The sequence below is a fragment of the Bradyrhizobium japonicum USDA 6 genome (genome assembly GCF_000284375.1).
GTDB classification, from domain to species: Bacteria; Pseudomonadota; Alphaproteobacteria; order Rhizobiales; family Xanthobacteraceae; genus Bradyrhizobium; species Bradyrhizobium japonicum.
This window is the reverse complement of sequence record NC_017249.1, coordinates 2,780,617-2,797,710: the sequence shown is the minus strand read 5'-3', so window position 1 is coordinate 2,797,710 and position 17,094 is coordinate 2,780,617. Positions and strand designations below refer to the sequence as shown.

The 17,094-nt window shown below is 64.9% G+C and carries 14 protein-coding genes; 7 read left to right on the top strand and 7 right to left on the bottom strand.

Annotated elements, in window-relative coordinates; all coding sequences use genetic code 11:
• The gene (locus tag BJ6T_RS13070) at positions 1-951 is read right to left on the bottom strand and encodes an ABC transporter permease (protein WP_014492843.1); all 951 of its coding nucleotides are present in this window, start codon (positions 949-951) and stop codon (positions 1-3) included.
• Between the two features lie 27 nt (positions 952-978).
• A complete protein-coding gene (locus BJ6T_RS13065) occupies positions 979-2,670 on the bottom strand; it encodes a peptide ABC transporter substrate-binding protein (RefSeq protein ID WP_014492842.1) in 1,692 nt (563 codons plus the stop codon).
• A gap of 203 nt (positions 2,671-2,873) precedes the next feature.
• Between BJ6T_RS13065 and BJ6T_RS13060 the strand changes: the two genes are divergently transcribed.
• Positions 2,874-3,506, top strand: a complete 633-nt coding sequence (locus BJ6T_RS13060) for a cupin domain-containing protein (RefSeq protein ID WP_014492841.1) — start codon at positions 2,874-2,876, stop codon at positions 3,504-3,506.
• Between the two features lie 135 nt (positions 3,507-3,641).
• Entirely contained in the window at positions 3,642-5,498 is a 1,857-nt protein-coding gene (locus BJ6T_RS13055) for an ATP-binding protein (RefSeq protein ID WP_014492840.1), read from the top strand.
• Between the two features lie 11 nt (positions 5,499-5,509).
• On the opposite strand, the gene BJ6T_RS13050 is transcribed toward BJ6T_RS13055, so the two are convergent.
• Positions 5,510-6,535: an AraC family transcriptional regulator gene (locus tag BJ6T_RS13050; RefSeq protein ID WP_028170641.1), complete on the bottom strand. Its 1,026-nt coding sequence runs from the start codon at positions 6,533-6,535 to the stop codon at positions 5,510-5,512.
• A 186-nt stretch (positions 6,536-6,721) separates the two neighbouring features.
• Here BJ6T_RS13050 and BJ6T_RS13045 point away from each other — a divergent pair, with 186 nt between their 5' ends.
• The 4 genes from BJ6T_RS13045 to BJ6T_RS13030 all read left to right on the top strand — a co-directional run bounded on the left by BJ6T_RS13045 (position 6,722) and on the right by BJ6T_RS13030 (position 11,014).
• Entirely contained in the window at positions 6,722-7,171 is a 450-nt protein-coding gene (locus tag BJ6T_RS13045) for a cupin domain-containing protein (RefSeq protein WP_014492838.1), read from the top strand.
• Between the two features lie 89 nt (positions 7,172-7,260).
• Positions 7,261-8,769: a flavin-containing monooxygenase gene (locus BJ6T_RS13040; RefSeq protein WP_014492837.1), complete on the top strand. Its 1,509-nt coding sequence runs from the start codon at positions 7,261-7,263 to the stop codon at positions 8,767-8,769.
• 102 nt (positions 8,770-8,871) lie between these two features.
• Positions 8,872-9,945, top strand: a complete 1,074-nt coding sequence (locus BJ6T_RS13035; RefSeq protein ID WP_014492836.1) for a hypothetical protein — start codon at positions 8,872-8,874, stop codon at positions 9,943-9,945.
• Between the two features lie 73 nt (positions 9,946-10,018).
• Positions 10,019-11,014 (top strand): NAD-dependent epimerase/dehydratase family protein, encoded by a 996-nt coding sequence (locus BJ6T_RS13030; RefSeq protein ID WP_014492835.1) that lies wholly within the window; start codon positions 10,019-10,021, stop codon positions 11,012-11,014.
• Here the strand turns inward: BJ6T_RS13030 and BJ6T_RS13025 are convergent.
• The 4 genes from BJ6T_RS13025 to BJ6T_RS13010 all read right to left on the bottom strand — a co-directional run bounded on the left by BJ6T_RS13025 (position 11,011) and on the right by BJ6T_RS13010 (position 15,653).
• Positions 11,011-12,354, bottom strand: a complete 1,344-nt coding sequence (locus BJ6T_RS13025; RefSeq protein ID WP_014492834.1) for a cytochrome-c peroxidase — start codon at positions 12,352-12,354, stop codon at positions 11,011-11,013. The genes BJ6T_RS13030 and BJ6T_RS13025 overlap by 4 nt on opposite strands.
• A 16-nt stretch (positions 12,355-12,370) precedes the next feature.
• A complete protein-coding gene (locus tag BJ6T_RS13020) occupies positions 12,371-14,113 on the bottom strand; it encodes a phospholipase C (RefSeq protein WP_028170638.1) in 1,743 nt (580 codons plus the stop codon).
• A 216-nt stretch (positions 14,114-14,329) separates the two neighbouring features.
• On the bottom strand, positions 14,330-14,848 hold the full coding sequence (locus BJ6T_RS13015; protein ID WP_014492832.1) for a GNAT family N-acetyltransferase: 519 nt from the start codon (positions 14,846-14,848) through the stop codon (positions 14,330-14,332).
• Positions 14,849-14,861: 13 nt separating this feature from the next.
• Positions 14,862-15,653 carry an ABC transporter substrate-binding protein gene (locus BJ6T_RS13010; RefSeq protein ID WP_014492831.1) on the bottom strand — a complete coding sequence of 264 codons (792 nt, stop codon included), beginning with the start codon at positions 15,651-15,653 and terminating at the stop codon, positions 14,862-14,864.
• 240 nt (positions 15,654-15,893) lie between these two features.
• On the opposite strand from BJ6T_RS13010, the gene BJ6T_RS13005 reads away from it, so the two are divergent.
• Positions 15,894-17,087 (top strand): efflux RND transporter periplasmic adaptor subunit, encoded by a 1,194-nt coding sequence (locus BJ6T_RS13005; protein WP_028170637.1) that lies wholly within the window; start codon positions 15,894-15,896, stop codon positions 17,085-17,087.
• Positions 17,088-17,094: the final 7 nt, after the last annotated feature.

Here is a 17,094-nt window from a genome sequence, read left to right as displayed (position 1 = left end):
CTAGCCCACCCGGATGCGCGGATCGACGACGGCATAGAGGATGTCGGCGAGCAGCGAGCCGATCAACACCATCGTCGCCGAGAACATCAGGATGCCCATCACCACGGGATAGTCGCGGTAGCCGATGGAATCCAGGAACAGCCGACCCATGCCGGGCCAGGTGAACACGGTCTCGGCGACCAGTGCACCACCGAGCAGCGTCGGAAATTGCAAGCCCGCGACCGTAATCATCGGCAGCAACGCGTTGCGCAGCGCGTGGACGGTGAGGATGCGCCATTCCGGCATACCCTTGGCGCGCGCGGTGCGGATGTAATCCTGATTGATCACCTCGAGCATGGAGGAGCGCATGAAGCGGCCCCACATCGCGGTCTCGACCAGCGCCAGCACCATCGACGGCGCGATCAGATGATGCAGCAGGTCGAGGAAGGAGCCGTCGCCGATAGTCTGGCGATTGCCGGCCGGCAGCCAGCCGAGCTTCACCGAGAACACGTAGATGGTGACGAGGCCGAACCAGAAGGTCGGGATCGACAGCGCGATCATCGCGCCGACGGTGGCGAGCGAATCGAACAGCGAATATCGCCGGAGCGCACCGAGTATGCCGATCCAGCAGCCGAGGAGTACCGCGATGATGGTCGCGGTCGCCATCAGCTCCAGCGTGGCGCCGAGATGGGAGGAGATCACCGACAGCACCGCCTCGCCGTCGCGATAGGACTTGCCCCAATCGCCTTTCAGCATGCGGCCGAACCAGTCGAGATACTGGATCGGCAACGGGCGATCGAGGCCGAGCTGCTTGGTGACGCGGTCGAGGTCCTCCTGCGTCATCTGCGCGGACGCCGCGAACTGCGAGAGCGGACCGCCGGGCGCCAGATGCAGGAGGGCAAAGCCGATCGCGGAGACGATCACCAGCAGCATGATCGCCTGCGCCAGGCGGTTGACGACGTAACGGGCCATCTCAGCCGATCCCGCGAGCCTGAGGCATCAGGCCCAGTACCATTCGCGGATGTTCCAGCAGTTGATGGAGGTGTTGATGTTGGGACGGAAGCCTTGCAGCCCCTCCTTCACGCCCTCGGCGATAAAACCCTGGAACAGTGGCAGGATGGCGAGGTCGTTGCGGATCAGCTTTTGCAGATCGCCATAGGTCGTCTTGCGTTGGGCGAGATCGAACTGCTTGGCGCCCTCGGCGAGCAGACGATCGGCCTCCGGGCTCCTGTACTGATAGGTGTTGTAACCGCGGCCGCCCTTGGCCGGGATCGCGCCGGAGCCGAAGCGCGGCGTCACGTCGGGGTCGCTGCCGAGCATGAAGTTCACGGACACCAGCACCGAATTGAACTTCGACTGCTGCCAGAAATCACCCCAGATCACTGCGGCCGGCATGTTGTTGACCCGCATCGCCGCGCCGATCGCGCGCCAGTCCTGTATCAGGAGCTGCTGGGTCTGCTCGCGCACGGCATTGCCTGACGTGGTCGAGTTGGTGAATTCGAGCTTGACCCCACCCTTCTCACGAATGCCGCCGGAGCCGCGGGTCCAACCGGCGGCATCGAGCAGCGCGTTGGCCTTGGCCGGATCGTATTTGTGCTGCGGCAGGCCCTGCTGGAACGACCAGGCCTGTTGCGGCACGAAGCTCTCGGTCTGCGTCGGCAGGCCATAGTTCAGCGCATCGATGATCGCCTGCTTGTTGATGGCAAGGTAGAGCGCCTCGCGCACCGCGCGATCGGCGAAGGGGCCGAATTCGAGGTTGGGTGCGACGTGCTCCACCGACGAGGTCGCGGAGACGAAGATCTTGCGGCCCTTCAGCGTCTTCGCCTCCTGCACGAAGTTCGGCAAGATGCCTTGCAGGCCGGTGTAGTCGACCTGCCCCGTGCGGAACTGGGTGTAGAGCACGGTGAGATCGGGAATGTATTTGAAGACCACGCGTTCGACGTAAGGTCCCTTGCCGTGATAGCCGGCGTGGGCATTCAATTGAATATGGTCGCCGGGCACGCGCTCGCCCCAGCGGAAAGGCCCGGTGCCGACAGGCGCATTGTGGAACGGCGAGGCGTTCGGATCCGACAGCTTCTCCAGGATGTGCTTCGGCACGATGAAGGTGAGCGACAGGATCGACATGTAGGGCGAATAGGGAGCCTCCATCCGCCAGTGGATCTCGTCGGGCGCGACGACCTTGATGTCCTTGACGAGGTTGTGGCCGACGCGATTGCGGACGCGGAAGTCGGGATTGTTGATCAGGTCCAGCGAGAACTTGACGTCCTCGGCCGTGAACGGCGTGCCGTCGTGCCATTTCACGTCGCTGCGCAGCTTGATCTTCCAGGTCAGGCCATCGGCCGACAGGCCGCCATTCTCGACGGTCGGGACTTCACGCGCGAGATCAGGGACGAACTTGCCGTCGGGTTCGATGAACCAGAGCGGCGAGAACACCTGCCACCAGATGCCCTGATCGACCTCGATCCCCGGCATCAGCGGATGAAAGACGGTCGGCTCCTGCGACAGCGCCGCGATCACTTGCCCGCGCGGCTTGTCCGGCGGACTGGTCGGGCGTTCGGTCTGTGCAAAGGCGTTGCCTGCAAGGGTCCATCCCGCCGCGGCGCCCGCGCCGAGCTGGAAGAATTGTCGGCGATTCGGAATGCCGAGATGATGCAGTCCGCCAACGCCGAACTTGCCGGTGCTGTCTGCCATGACCAGTCTCCGTTCCCGCACACGGCACCGTCTCCCGCGCCCCCGAGACCCGGCAAAGGGACAGGAGTGGGCTTTAGTGCTTCTAAATTTTTCAGTCAAAAGTTCATCATGACTAAATACAGCTGTCAATCACATTGCTAGGATGCGCGACCTTTTCACACCGCCGGCCATTCCGGCGGCGAGGCAATGCATGGGAGAGCGACATGGATGGTCGCGGCGAGACCAACGGCCCGAAGGACGCCCCGGCAATCGAGGCCGACGATGCGGTCGACCAGCGGCTCGGCGAAACCGTTCGGCTGCTGCGGCAGCGCGCCGGCCTCTCGATCCAGGACGTCGCCACCAAGACCGGACTCTCCAACGGCATGATCAGCCAGCTCGAACGCGCGCGCGCCATGCCGTCGATACGGACCCTGCGCCTGCTCAGCATCGCGCTCGACGTTCCCATCTCCTACTTCTTCGAGACCAGCGATCCCGCCGATGTGCAGCGCTACATCGTGCGCAAGAACAGCCGGCGCCTGCTGCGGCTCACCGCCAGCGGCGTCGTCAAGGAAGCGCTGACGCCGGCAGACAAGGGCCAGCTCGAACTCTATGAGCTGACGCTCAACCCCGGCGCCTCGTCCGGCACCGACTTCTTGCAGCACACGGGCGAGAAGGCCGGCTACATCCTCTCCGGCAGCCTGCGGCTGTGGCTCGACAACCAGGCTCATCTGCTCGAGGCCGGCGACAGTTTTCGCTTTCCGAGCATCGTGCCACACATGTTCGACAACCCGACCCAGCAGGCCGCGCGTGTGATCTGGGTCACGACGCTGCGCCAGACCGATTCGCCGGCAGGTTGAAGCGCGAGGTACGCCGGCGCCCCACCGGAAATTGCCCCTCGACGCAGGCCCGCAGAGTCTGTAGCTGACGTGAAGCCGGAGCAATCTACAGCGCGAACGCGAGGGTCCCGCGATTGACGTCGCTGGTGTGAGACCATGAAACTCAGACCGCTTCTGACACTCGCAATGGCCGCGCAGGTCGTCGTGACCGCCGCGGCGCTCCTCGCCTCCCATGCCGCGACCGGAACCTGGTTCGGCATTGCCCAGGTCGTCGCCTTGCTGGCAAGCGGCGTCGTTGCGGTCCTGCTCGCACGGCTGTGCACGCGCGCGATCGAAACGGCGCAGGACAAGCGCACCGCCGCGCAACTGGCCGAGCAGGCCCAGGCCAGCGCACAGATGACCCAGGCCGTCATCAAGACCGCACTCGACGCCTTCGTTCAGACCGATGCGAACGGCATCGTCCTGGAGTGGAGTGTCCAGGCCGAGGCCCTGACCGGATGGACGCGCAAGGAGGCGCTCGGCGCCGACGTCGTCAACCTCCTCATCGCCGAGCCCCTCCGCGACGGCTTCAGGCAACGCATGATGCGGCTTTTGCCGGAACTGTCGGATACGCCGATCGGCATCCGGTTCGAAGCGACGCTGCTGCACCGGAACGGCGACCAGATCCGGATCGAGGCGTCGAGCACGGCGCTCCAGCTCGGCGGGCGCACCATCATCAACAATTTCGTCAAGGACGTCACCCAGAAGCGAGCCGCCGAGGAGCAGCTGATCCAGGCCCAGAAGATGGAGGCGGTCGGCCAGCTCACCGGCGGCATCGCGCACGAATTCAACAACATGCTCACCGTGATCACGGGCACGATCGAGATCCTCGCCGACGCCGTGAAGGACGACCCGCCACTTGCGACCATCACCAAGCTGATCAGCGAGGCGGCCGATCGCGGCGCCGTGCTGACGTCGAGCCTGTTGTCCTTTGCCCGCAAGCAGGCGCTCCAACCGGCCGAGATCGACGTCAACGAGCTGCTGGAAGAGGTCGCAAAGCTGCTGCTGGCGACCTTCGACAAGACGATCGAGATCGTGTCCAGGCTCGACCGCAACGTCTGGCTGGCTTTCGCCGACCGCGGCCAACTGAGCGCGGCGCTGCTCAACCTCGCGATCAACGCACGCGACGCGATGCTGGATGGCGGCAAGCTCACGCTGACCACGCGCAACGTGGTGTTCGGCGTACGCGAGGCCGTCGCGGTGGGCGCCGGCTATGCCGGCGACTATGTCGAGATCGAGATCGCCGATACCGGCACGGGCATTCCGCAAGCCATTCTCGAACGCATCTTCGATCCGTTCTTCTCGACCAAGGATGTCGGCAAGGGCACCGGGCTCGGTCTCAGCATGGTGTTCGGCTTCGTCAAGCAGTCCGGCGGCGGCATCAAGGTCACGTCCGAGGAAGGCCGCGGCACGATTTTCAGGATCTACCTGCCGAAGGCCGAGACCAGCACGCTCCGTCCGGCCGGCTATGACGAGCGCAAGGTCGTGGGCGGCACGGAGACAATCCTTTGCGTCGAGGACGATCGCGACGTCCGCCAATATGTCACCGTCCAGCTCGAAAGCCTCGGCTACAAGGTCATCTCCGCCGCCAACGCGACCGAAGCGCTCGCCCTCGTGGCCGAAGGCACGCCGTTCGATCTGCTCTTCACCGACATCGTGATGGCCGGCGGCGTCAACGGACGCGAGCTCGCCGAACAGATGGTGGCTGCGCGGCCCTCGCTGCGGGTGCTGTTCACTTCGGGTTATGCCTACGATTCGCTGCACGCGCAGGGACGCGCCACCATGGGCGCGCCGCTTCTGGCAAAGCCGTACCGAAAGGCCGAGCTCGCGCGCATGCTGCGCCGCTCCCTCGACACCGCCGTCGACGCCGCGGGCGATCCGATCCCGACGCCGTATTCGGTGCAGGCTGATGTCGAGGGCTTTTTGCGGAGGCAAGCGGCCGAAGACAGCGGGACGACGCGATCGAGAAAATAGATGTCTGCCGCCTAGCTCATCCTTCGCCGCAGCGTTGCAGACGGTGTCTCGCCGAATTTTTCACGGTAGGCACCCGCCATGCGGCCGAGATGGGTGAAGCCGAGATCGAAGGCGATCTCGGTGATGGAGACATCCGGCGAAGCCTGCGCGAGCCGGGCGTGCAGAGCAGCGAGGCGCATGTCGAGCAGCATCTCCGAGATCGATACGCCGAAGTGGCGGCGGAATCCGAGCTGGAGCGCGCGGACGCCGATCCCGGACGCGCAGGCGAGCTGCGCGAGGTCGAGCGGCTCACCGGCATTTTCCGCAAGATGGTCCCGCGCGGCGCGCAGTGCACGCGGCAGACGCTCGGCTTGCCCCGAGAACCTCCTGATGGCGTCCGACAGACCATGGCGCTGGCCATTGAGGAGATGATCGAGCAGCACCTCGCGCCAATCGGCCATTGCGACCGGTGAAAGCCTGCCGGACAGCCCGAGACGCTCGGCAAGCAGCATCAGCTCGGCAAGGCTGGTTCGCAGGGCCTGCCCCGCCGGCGCGTCCAGGTCGATCGCGGCATCAAACTCGACCGGGCCGGCCGCCCTGCCCGACAGCGACGCAGCGCGCTGCTCGACCATGCGACGGTCGAGCAGCAGGATCGCCTGCGCACAGTCGTTCCACATCATCCGGGTCGGGATGGTCGGCGACAGCAGCGACGCCGTCCGGCCCGGCGCGGCATCGATTTCGCCGACGCCGGCACGAATGCGGGCGGTGCCGGTGAGCGGGACCTGCACCAGGAAGAAGCGCTCGAGGCAGCCGGGATCGATGCTCACCGACCCGCCATAGGCGACATAGTTGATGGAGAAGCCGTCGAACGCCGCGCAATTGTGCCGGGCGGAGAAGCCGGGCCCGCGCGGCCGTATCGGCTTGAGATCGTGCGGGCAGAAAATGCGTCCGACCTGCTCTGCCGCTTCGTCGACATCGTCCGTGGTGACGCGGGCGAAGTCCGCAAGCCGGTCGGCTGCAGACGTTCTTGCGGTGATTTCCAGCACGGCTGCGGACATCGTCGACCACGCTTCGCGTCACGGAATTGCTTTAAGCCTATAATGGTTCCTCGAACGCGGAAAGGGCCGCGTCGCAGAATCATCATGCTGCACGGCAGCAGTCGCGTCCGGATTCGTTTAGCGGATAGACACCGACCGTCGACGGGTCGAAGCTCCATCCTCGCTGGAATCCATGAGGAGCGAGCCATGACTGCACTCGAAAAGGGCATTACTACAAACGGCACGGGCTATGGCGGCAAGAGCTGGAACATCCTTGGCCAGGTCTATTTCCCCAAGGCCGTCACAGATTCCACCTTCGCGTTCGAGACCAACAGCGAGCCCGGCCAGTTCGTACCGGTGCACATCCATCCGACCCAGGACGAGTTCATCCTGGTGCAGGAAGGCACGCTCGACCTCAAGCTCGACGGCCAATGGGTCAAGGCCCATGCCGGGGATCTCGTGCGCATGCCGCGCGGCGTCCCACACGGCTATTTCAACAAGTCCGACAAGCCGTGCCGCGCGCTGTTCTGGGTCTCGCCGATGCAGAAGCTGGAGGCGCTGTTCAACCAGCTTCACAATCTGACCGACCCCGCCGAAGTCGTGCGCATCTCGGCACTGCACGAGGTCGACTTCCTGCCGCCCGAAGCCAACGACTAGGCGGCGAGCCTTCTCGTCCAGTTTCATCTGCTTGCGGGTCCGCCGGTCGCGCATCGCGGCCGAGCGCGGTCGCTTGCGCCCGAAACACCTTGATTGCGAGGAATCCCATGGTCAGCCCCAAGCATGTCTGCGTGATCGGCGCCGGCGTCTCCGGCCTCGCCGCCGCAAAGGCGTTTTCCAGCCACGGCCATCGCGTCACCATCGTCGAGCGCAGTGCCGATCTCGGCGGCGTCTGGGAGCCGGCGCGCTCCTATCCCGAGGTGCAGACCCAGAGCCCGAAGGAGCTCTACCGCTACACCGATCGCGCCATGCCGGACACCTATCCGGAATGGCCGACCGGGCCGCAGGTCCATGCCTATCTCGCCGATTATGCGAAGAGCTTCGGTCTCGACCGCATGCTGCGCCTCAACACCGCCGTCGCGGACATGGCGCGGCGCGCCGACGGCAAGCCAGGCTGGACGCTCGCGCTGTCGAACAAGGACGGCACGACGAACGAAGATTTCGACTTCGTCGCGGTCTGCACCGGGCAGTTCAACGAACCGCGCGAGCTGCATTGCCCGGGCGAGGACGGCTTTCTGGCGCAGGGCGGACAGATCCTGCATTCGTCGACATACGGCGATCCGACACTGGCGAAAGGGCGACGCGTCGTCGTGCTCGGCGGCTCGAAGTCGGCAACCGACATCACGGTGAACGCGGTGAAATCGGGCGCGCGCGAGGTCACCATCGTGATGCGCGAGCCGGTGTGGCGCATTCCCTATTTCATCGGCGGGCTCGTGAACTTCAAACGCATCCTCTACATCCGCGCGCAGGAGGAGATGTTTCCGGGCTGGGGCGCGAGCTCCATGGCACGGCTCGCGCACCGCATCGCCGCGCCGCTGATCTGGGCAAACTGGCGCGGACTGGAGAGCCTGTTGAAGGCGCAGCTCAAGCTGAACCGCTGCAAGATGGTGCCGAAGGAGCGGATCGAGGATGGCGTCAACTGCTCGGTTCCGATCGCAACGCCGGACTTCTACCCGATGGTCGCCGACGGCCGCATCAAGGCGGTGTTCGGCAGCTTCGATCATTATGAAGGCGACAGCATCGTGATGAGCGGTGGCGAGCGCGTTGCGGCCGACGTCGCCGTGCTCGCGATCGGCTACAAGCTCGGCGTGCCGTTCCTGCCCGCGGCCTATCGGCAGAAACTGGTCGATGCGGATGGGCAGTACCGGCTCTACCGCCTGATCGCCAACCCTGATCTGCCGGAGATGGGCTTCGTCGGCTTCAACTCCTCGTTCTGCACCGTGCTCTGTGCCGACCTCGCGGCGAACTGGCTGGTGCGCTATGCCGATGGACAGCTCGCGAACCAGCCGACGGCGCAAGCGATGCGCGACAACGTCGAGATGATGCTGCACTTCAAGCGCGTCGAACGGCCGGCTGCCGGCGTCTATGGCGGCCTCTGCGTCGCGCCCTATCACTACCGCCATTTCGACGAGCTCATGGCCGACATCGGCGCCAAGAACCAGAAGCGCGGCGGGCTCGCCGGACACTTCCAGCCGCCGGATGCGGATGCCTATGCGAAGTTCCTGGCGACGGCGCCGGACTACCGGGCCACAGCGTAAGGTCGGAGAACCCGGGTCGAGCGTGATTTGCAACTCGCCAGTCCGCGGGTTTGATGTTTACGATCCCGTGACCGACGAATCTCCGGCACATGGGGACCAGCCATGGGACGACGATGTCATGCCGCCACGGCCCTGGCGGTGCTTGGGCTGATCCTCACGACGTTCACAATCAGCCGGGCACAAACGCTTAACGCGAAGCAATCGGAGGCGCTCGCCACCTACGATCGCGCGCTCGGTGATTTCAAATCCATCCTTGCCGAGCGCCGCCGACAGATCGAGGCAAAGGAGCCGCTGCCGCACCTGCCGGGACAGGCGCTCTATCTGGCGCGCGTCGCCGTCATCAGCGGCTACAAGGATCTCACCGACGCCATGCCGTCGCGGATCGGCAAGCCCAACAAGTTCGAGATACCACCGGCCTATTTCGACGCCGACATCGAGCCGCTGATCGACGAATACGGAAAGCTGTTCGACGTCATGGAGGCGCCGCCGGCCGGCGCGCAGAACTCGGCGACGCCCTTCAAGGACGTCGTCGATCTCGCCACAGCGATCGCGCGCGCCAAGGGGCTTGCACCGGCTCACGCCGAAGCTGCGGGCCGGATCAGCCTCGGCCTGTTCTTCGCCGAGACCAATGGCAAGCAGAATGTCCGCAACGGGCGCTCGAACACCTATATGGGCAGCTTCCAGACCGGCCCGTCCGAGGACCGCAACGGCCGCAGGAAATGGGAAGCGATCAAGGCAGAGATCGCGGCGGCCGATCCCGCCCTGGGCGCGCGCGACGACAAGGAAGAGGCCCGCGCCCGAGGCACCGATCACCGCTTCAACCACTGGACCAACGTGCGCGACGGCCTGATGAATGCGCATGCGGATGTCTTCCGGGAGATTCCGGGAATCGTGAAGACGCTGCCCGACCCGATCGACCAGATGAAGCTGTTCGAGCTGATCCAGATCGTGCCGACCCCGACGCGATCCGCGCTCAAATCGGGCGATCTCCTGAACTACCGGGTGTCCAGCCCAACGATCATGAAGCACCTGCGCAACAACAGCATTTTTGCGTTCGGACACGCCGACCGGGCGCGCACCTCGGCCAGCTTCCGGGAGATCCTCGCTGCGATGTGGCTGTTCAACCGGAAGTTCGAGCGCGCGATGGCGAAATATGCGGAGATCAAGCCGCGTTGAGGCGGCGGTTGCAACTGCTACCAGACGTCGTAGTCTCCCGCTCCTAAAACTTTCAAGGAAACGTCACGATGTCTTGGGCCAGCTCATGCGCCTGCTAATCCTCGGCGGCAGCCAGTTTCTCGGGCGCGCGATCGCCACTCATGCCTGCGCGGCCGGCCACGACGTGACCTGCGCAGCGCGTGGCCTCGCCGGACCGATCGCGGCAGGCGCGCGGCTCGTCCGGATCGACCGCGACACCACAGACGGTCTTGCGCCGCTTGCGGGCACGACGTTCGACGCAGTTGTCGATGTCTCGCGTCACCCCAGCCAAGTCCGCCGCGCGGTCGCCGCGCTGAAGCGGCCCGGCGTGCACTGGACCTTCGTCTCGACGGTCAGCGTCTACGCGGACAATGGCACACCGGGGCAGCGCGCCGATACGGCACCGCTGCGCGAGCCCGTGGCTGAGGACGTGGAGCACAGCACCGACGCCATTTATGGCGCCGCCAAGGTCGCCTGCGAACAGGCGGTCGGTCACGACGCTTTCATCTGCCGGGCCGGCCTGATCGTTGGGCCGGAGGATCCGACAGGACGGTTCGCGTACTGGCCGGCACGGCTTGTGCGCGGCGGCGAGGTGCTGGCGCCGGGATCGCCTGACGACGCCGTCCAGTTCATCGACGTGCGCGATCTCGCGCAGTGGATCGTGCATGCGGCCGAGATTGGCCTGACCGGCATCTTTGACGGGATCGGACCGATCCGCACACGCGGCGAACTCCTGGCCGAGTGTGCAGGCGCGCTGAACCCCTCCTGCAAGTTCACCTGGATTGATCGCGCTTTTCTCGACGCGCACGATGTCCGACGCTGGGCAGGCCCAAGGTCACTGCCGATGTGGCTGCCCCTGCCCGACTTCGCGGGCTTCATGACGCGCGATACGTCGCCGGCGCGCGAGGCCGGGCTAATCTCGCGACCGCCGTCAGTCACTGCGCGCGACACGCGCAGCTGGCTCCGCACCAGCAACGGACCGGTCGTTGGACTGACAGAAGACGAGGAGAAGGCCTTGCTCGCCGCCTGGCACGCGAACAAGGCGAGCTAGTTCTCCGGCTTGTAGCCGTCCGTCAGCGTCTTCAGAAACGCGATGATGTCGGCCTCGTCCTGCTCGGTCATCGCCGGCTTGTCGCCGGGGTGGCGATCGAACGGCGGATCGGTGACATCGACATTGGCGTGATATTTTTGCGGCAGGTCGTCGTATTTCCGCACCGCGCCGTCGGCACCGCGCGGAAAAACCTTTTCCGGATTGGTGTCGCGAAAATTGTAGAAATCCAGGACCTGCTCGAGGGTGCTGAAGACGCCGTTGTGGAAGAACGCGTGGCGCGTCGCCGTGTTGCGCAGCGTCGGCGTCAGGAACATGCCGCAGTATTGCGTCTGCTCGGGAATGTCGGTGCGCTGCGGGCCGCAGACGCCGAGATCGAAATGGTTGGGATCGCGATTGCCGGCGAGCGCGGCATTGCGCGGCGCACCGAGCGCCTCGTACTGGTGATCGGTGAACAGCGGCGGCAGGCCGTCGCGGGTCGGCGCCGAGGTGTGACAGCCGGCGCAATTGGCCTTGTCGGGGTCGTTGAACGCTTGCAGGCCGCGCAGCTCGCTTTCGGACAACCGCGCCTTGCCCTCGAGCCAGTAATCGTACTTGCTGGTGTAAGGATGGAAGCTGACTTCCTCCACCTGGTAGCGCGCCACCGCGAACATCGCCTCCGCGATCAGGAGCCGCTGATTTCTGAGCACGCCGGCGCCGAACAGCTCGACGAAGCGATTGGCGTAAGGCGCACGGCGCAGCTTGTCCGCGACGATCTCGGCACTGCCGCCGTCCATCTCGTTAGGGTCGAGCAGCGGGAACAGCGCCTGGTCCTGCAGCGTGTCTGCGCGGCCGTCCCAGAACAGGCCGCCTTGCGGCACGATGTTCGCCGATGCGCCGCTGCCGCCGGCCGTCTTCGTCGTGCGCGCGGCCTGCTGGCCGATCGCAGCCATCTGCGCGAGGTCGATGACATTGTCGTCGTCGCCCTTGTCGGGGCCAATGCTGAAATTGGGATGGCGATCGAGATAGGTCAGCGACGGCACCGCGCGTGCGCCTTGCCGCGACAGGGCGGCGCCGCCGAGCATCACCGGTCCGTCGTTGGGCTGGCCGTAGGCGTGATCCGGGCTGTGGCAGGACGCGCAGGACAGCGCGCCGGACGACGACAGCGACGCGTCGTAGAAGATCTCCTTGCCGAGCTGCGCCATCGCGGACAATGGCGCGACGGGCGGGCGCATGAGGCGAACCGGATTCGGGTTCGCTCCGAGCTGGCTCGTCTCCGCAAGTCCTTGCGTCCCGGCCGCAAAGAGGGCGCCGGCAAGACAAAGCAGGCCGGCGCCGAGAAGCCACATGGTGCGGCTGTTCATCAAGCGTCCCGTTGGACTAGTGGTGATGGTGCTCGTCCGGCGGGCTGGTGATCACCGTGCCGGAGGTCGGATCGAGGAACAGCGCGTCGGTCCGGTAGTCATGGCTGTGATCCTGATCGAAGTCGAACAGGTCCATGATCGAGCCGGAGCTGGCGTCGAACGAGCCGCCACCGATACGCTGGCCGCGCAGCCAGTTGTCCTCGATGAACCGCACCACGGACGCCTGCGAGATGTAGGTGCTGCTCACGTGGTTGGTCCTGGCGTAGGGCGAGACCACGATGAAGGGAATGCGCGTGCCCGGACCGCAGCGGCCGTTCACCGGCTTGCCGGAGAGACCCTTCGGTGCCGGCTGCTTCTGCGGGCCGAGGCCGCACAGGCCCGGACCGTTGATCTGATCGGCGGTCGGATCGTAGGAGGCGTTCTTCGGTGCAACGTATTGGTGGTCGTACCAGCCGTCGGAGTCGTCATAAGTGATGATGACGGCGGTCTCGCGCCATTCCGGCTGCTTCTGGAGGAAGTTGATCAGCTCGACGTTGCCGACCTGCTCGTCGAGCGGATCGGAGTTGCCGGCGTGACCGTCCTGGTAGGCCGACATCTTGATGTAGGAGACGGCCGGGAAGTTGCCGGCCTTCACCGCGGCGTAGAAGTCCTCGAGATCATAGCCGTGATTGGCCGGATCGACCTTGCCGTCCATCGCGTAAGTGTGGCCGATGGCACGGACCGAGCTCGGCCGCGCATGGGTCGGGTTGGCGGTCGACTTGTAGTACTGGAACCAGGCGTGGTGCGGAATGTAGTCCACGATGGTGCCGTTGACGTTGCTCGAGAACGTGCTGCGACCGCAGCCGGTGGTGCCATTGGCGTTCTTGAGCGTCAGGTCGAAGCCGCCCATGAAGCTGCCCCAGCTGATGTGCTCGGCATTGAGCAGGTCGCCGATGTTCTTGCCGTCCATCAGGATGGTGCCGGTCGTGCTCGAGCAGGGATCGTTGCCGGGATCGGTGTCGCCGATCAGCGTCAGGCCGCCCTGGCCGTCAGGAATCGAAGACGAGGTGCCGACGATGTTCTGCACGCCGTTGGTCTGGCCGGAGATCACCTCGAGCATGCCCGGCGTCGACGGACCGAAGGTGTCGGTCCAGGCATTGTCGCTCATGGCGAAGTGCTGGGCGTAATTCCAGAAGGCGGTGGTGGTGTTGCCGTCGAAATAGCCCATGACCTGACCGTTGGTGCCGAACGCACCGGCGCCGCCGGCGGTGCCGCGGCCGGTGAATTTCGGAAACAGGTCTTCCTTGCCGTTGTCCACGGCCTGCTGCTCTGGCGTATAGGAGTGGTTCTGCGAGCGCGTGTTGGCCTGGGTACGGTCGAGGCGGAACGGGTCCGTCGCGCCCGTGCCGTTGGCCGCGCTGTTGTTCGGATTGTTCACCAGCAAATGGGCGTTGGCGAGATTGTTGACTTTCGGCGTATGCGGCTTCGGCACGAAGGGGATCGAACCCGACGGATTGGCCGCGTTCGGATAGGTCGCAAAGTAATGATCGAACGAGCGGTTCTCGTTGAAGATGACCACGAGATGCTTGATCGGCGTCTCGGTGTGGATGTCATGCGGATGACGGTGATGATCACGGTCGTGATCGTGATCGTTGTCGCGACCTTGATCATGCCCGTGATCGCGGTCGCGGCCGAAATCGTCCGCAAGGGCGGGAAGCGTGCAGGCAAGCGCCGTCGCGGCCGCGACAATCGCAGCCGTCGTCAAGAATCTTGATTTCATCGTTGTGTGCCCCGAGGGATTGACGCTGCGACCTTAGCCATCACGGGTGACAGCGCTGTGTCAGTTTGACGCACGAGACACTTGGCGTGATGGTCGAGACAAGGTTTTTCACACAGCCGCCCGCTTCGCTTCGCCGGGGCGCGTCACGCCCATTCATTCCACCAGCGAAGACAAAAATGATCACGGGCAGGTTGTTGCGTGATGCACCCGGGGCCGTCAGAGCCGCTTGGTGAAATGGTAGCGACGAATGCCACCGCCCAGTGTCTTGTTGCTGGCGGCATCGGCGATCTCCTCGCGCACGTTCTCGTATCCTGCGTTTCGATATAGCGCCAGCGCGTCCTGCTGAAGCTCGGACGTACTCAGCTGCAATTGCAGCCGATTGCGGCAGCGGCATTCTTCTTCGGCAAACCCCAGCATCTTTCGCGCTATACCCCGGCGCCGCGCGCCGGGAGCAACGTACATGCGCCGTAACTCCATCGCGTGTTCGCCAGAGGCCTCCAGTCCAAACATGCCGACGATTTCATCGTCATCGATGGCGATCCAGAAACCGCCGTTCCGACTCGAATAATAATCGGCGAGACGATCTATCTCCTCCGCGAGGGAGCGGGTGATGTATCCTTCAAACGCCTCCGCCAAATGCGCCGGCGCCAACAGGCGATTGACCTGGATGAACAGCTCGCGCACGGCGGCTGCATCGGCGGGCAAGAAAGCGCGGATCCGAATCTCGCCTGCCATGGAGGCGCTGCCGCTATTCGGTTCGGATCGGCGTGTCCTTCAGGCCGTTGTTGTCATAGGCCTTGCGCAAGGTGCCGTTCATCACCGCCTCGTTCATGAATTTGGTGACGAAGGTCAGCGCCAGGCTGTGGCCGAGCGGGACGGCAACGGCGGTGACGGTCTTCTTGAACGTTTCATCAAGGACGCGCGTGCCCGGGATCTTCTGCGCCATCTTGTTGAGCTGGTCGCGCGACAGCGCGAAGGCGTCGATCTCGCCGCTCTTGAGAAGCCCGAAGATCTCGTCATAGGTCTGATAGCCCGTGACTTTCGCATTCTTCAGATGCGCGATCGCGCCGCGCATGGTCGTGGTGGCGTTGACGGCCGCGACCTTGATGCCGGGCTGGTCGAGGCTGGCGAAGTCAGTGACGGCTGAGCCCGGCTTGACGATGTAGGTGGCGTCCGCGACCTCGTAGATCGGGCCGAACATCATCTTGGTCTCTCGCTCGGGATCTTTTGGCAGCCAGGTGACGTCCCACGTCCCCTTGCCGGCCGCGTCGGTGATCTGCCCGGAATTCTGGTGCACGACATATTCGACGGGCACGCCGAGCTGGCCGGCCATCTCCTTGCCGAGGTCGACCGGCACGCCGGCATAGCCGGCTTCGGTCTTGGTCGACCAGAACGCGCCGCCCGCCGGACTGATCGCGATCGCGACCCGCAGCTTGCCGGTCGGCGCGATCTCGTCCTTCAGGCCATCGGCTAGCGCGGGCATGGCGACTGCCGCTGCGAAAACGAGGCCGGCAAGGGCCGCTTGGAGGGACGCGGGCATGTCATGTTCTCCTCACTTTTTCTTCTCTGCTTCCCGACCGCTTCGTTTCCGTCACTCGGCCTTTGACACAATTCTGGTCGATCATGCACCCGATGAAAAGCGGTTTGCCATGACAAACCTGTCAAAGGCCACTGCGCCGTTTGCAGTGCAAGGCCGTTGACCGCCATGGCTATGGTGTTCCACGGCCGGGCATTTGTTGGTAGCCTGCCACACCGACAGACAATAATCGGGGGCCACCGAATGACCTGCGCGAATCCCGCTGACCTCGCACAACGGAACGGAGCGTGGAGACAGGTCGGGCGGGCACTCGTTGCCGTGGCGGCCGTGGCGGCGCTCGCCGGCTGCGAGGACAAGAACGCGTTCGTGGCGCCGCCGCCGCCGAAGGTGGACGTCGCGGCGCCCGTGCAGCGCGCGGTGACGCGCTATGTCGAAGCCACCGGCACCACCGCGCCGGTCAAGAGCGTCGATCTGGTGGCGCGCGTGCAGGGCTTCCTGCAATCGATCGACTATCAGGACGGCAGCTTCGTCAAGCAGGGCACCCAGCTTTTCTTGATCGAGCCGGAGACCTACAAGCTCAAGGTCGAGCAGGCGCAGGCGGCCGAGGTCGGCGCGCAGGCCACGCTCAAGCAGGCCGAAGCCGATTTCAAGCGGCAGTTCGAGCTGGTGCAGCGCCAGGCGGTCTCCCAGTCCACGCTCGACACCTCGACATCGACCCGCGACAACGCGCAGGCCAGTCTGCAGCAGGCCCAGGTCAATACCAGGCTTGCCGAGGTCAATTACGGCTACACCAAGGTGAGCGCGCCGTTCGACGGCATCGTCAGCGCGCACCTGGTCTCGGTCGGCGAGCTCGTCGGCGTCTCCTCCCCGACCCAGCTCGCAACCATCGTCGCGCTGGACCCGATCTGGGTGAACTTCACGGTCAATGAGCAGGACGTCCTGCGCATCCGCGCCGAAGCGATCCGCCTCGGGCTGACCGTGGCCGACCTCAAACAGTTGCCGGTCCAGGTGGGCCTCCAGACCGAGACCGGCTATCCGCATGAAGGCCACCTCGACTACATCTCGCCGACCCTCAATACATCGACCGGCACGCTCGCGGTGCGCGGCCTCTTGCCCAACGACAAGCGGGCGCTACTGCCCGGTTATTTCGTCCGGGTCCGGGTGCCCTTCGACCAGGACAAGAATGCCCTCCTCGTCCCCGACACCGCGCTCGGCAGCGACCAGGCCGGCCGCTATCTGCTGGTGGTCAACAACGAGAACGTCGTCGAGCAGCGCAAGGTGCAGATCGGTCAGGTCGACAACGGCCTGCGCGTGATCGAAAGCGGCCTGAAGCCGGACGACCGCGTCGTCATCGCGGGACTGCTGCGGGTGATTCCGGGCCAGAAGATCGACCCCCAGGCAACGAAGATCGAGCAGCCGCAGGCGTCAGCCAAGTGAGGGGTCG

What these genes read in the sequence shown, in the direction of transcription:
- BJ6T_RS13070 (WP_014492843.1), bottom strand. Translation starts at nt 951, where the DNA reads ATGGCCCGTTACGTCGTCAACCGCCTGGCGCAGGCGATCATGCTGCTG.
- BJ6T_RS13065 (WP_014492842.1), bottom strand. Translation starts at nt 2,670, where the DNA reads ATGGCAGACAGCACCGGCAAGTTCGGCGTTGGCGGACTGCATCATCTC.
- BJ6T_RS13060 (WP_014492841.1), top strand. Translation starts at nt 2,874, where the DNA reads ATGGATGGTCGCGGCGAGACCAACGGCCCGAAGGACGCCCCGGCAATC.
- BJ6T_RS13055 (WP_014492840.1), top strand. Translation starts at nt 3,642, where the DNA reads ATGAAACTCAGACCGCTTCTGACACTCGCAATGGCCGCGCAGGTCGTC.
- BJ6T_RS13050 (WP_028170641.1), bottom strand. Translation starts at nt 6,535, where the DNA reads ATGTCCGCAGCCGTGCTGGAAATCACCGCAAGAACGTCTGCAGCCGAC.
- BJ6T_RS13045 (WP_014492838.1), top strand. Translation starts at nt 6,722, where the DNA reads ATGACTGCACTCGAAAAGGGCATTACTACAAACGGCACGGGCTATGGC.
- BJ6T_RS13035 (WP_014492836.1), top strand. Translation starts at nt 8,872, where the DNA reads ATGGGACGACGATGTCATGCCGCCACGGCCCTGGCGGTGCTTGGGCTG.
- BJ6T_RS13025 (WP_014492834.1), bottom strand. Translation starts at nt 12,354, where the DNA reads ATGAACAGCCGCACCATGTGGCTTCTCGGCGCCGGCCTGCTTTGTCTT.
- BJ6T_RS13020 (WP_028170638.1), bottom strand. Translation starts at nt 14,113, where the DNA reads ATGAAATCAAGATTCTTGACGACGGCTGCGATTGTCGCGGCCGCGACG.
- BJ6T_RS13015 (WP_014492832.1), bottom strand. Translation starts at nt 14,848, where the DNA reads ATGGCAGGCGAGATTCGGATCCGCGCTTTCTTGCCCGCCGATGCAGCC.
- BJ6T_RS13010 (WP_014492831.1), bottom strand. Translation starts at nt 15,653, where the DNA reads ATGCCCGCGTCCCTCCAAGCGGCCCTTGCCGGCCTCGTTTTCGCAGCG.
- BJ6T_RS13005 (WP_028170637.1), top strand. Translation starts at nt 15,894, where the DNA reads ATGACCTGCGCGAATCCCGCTGACCTCGCACAACGGAACGGAGCGTGG.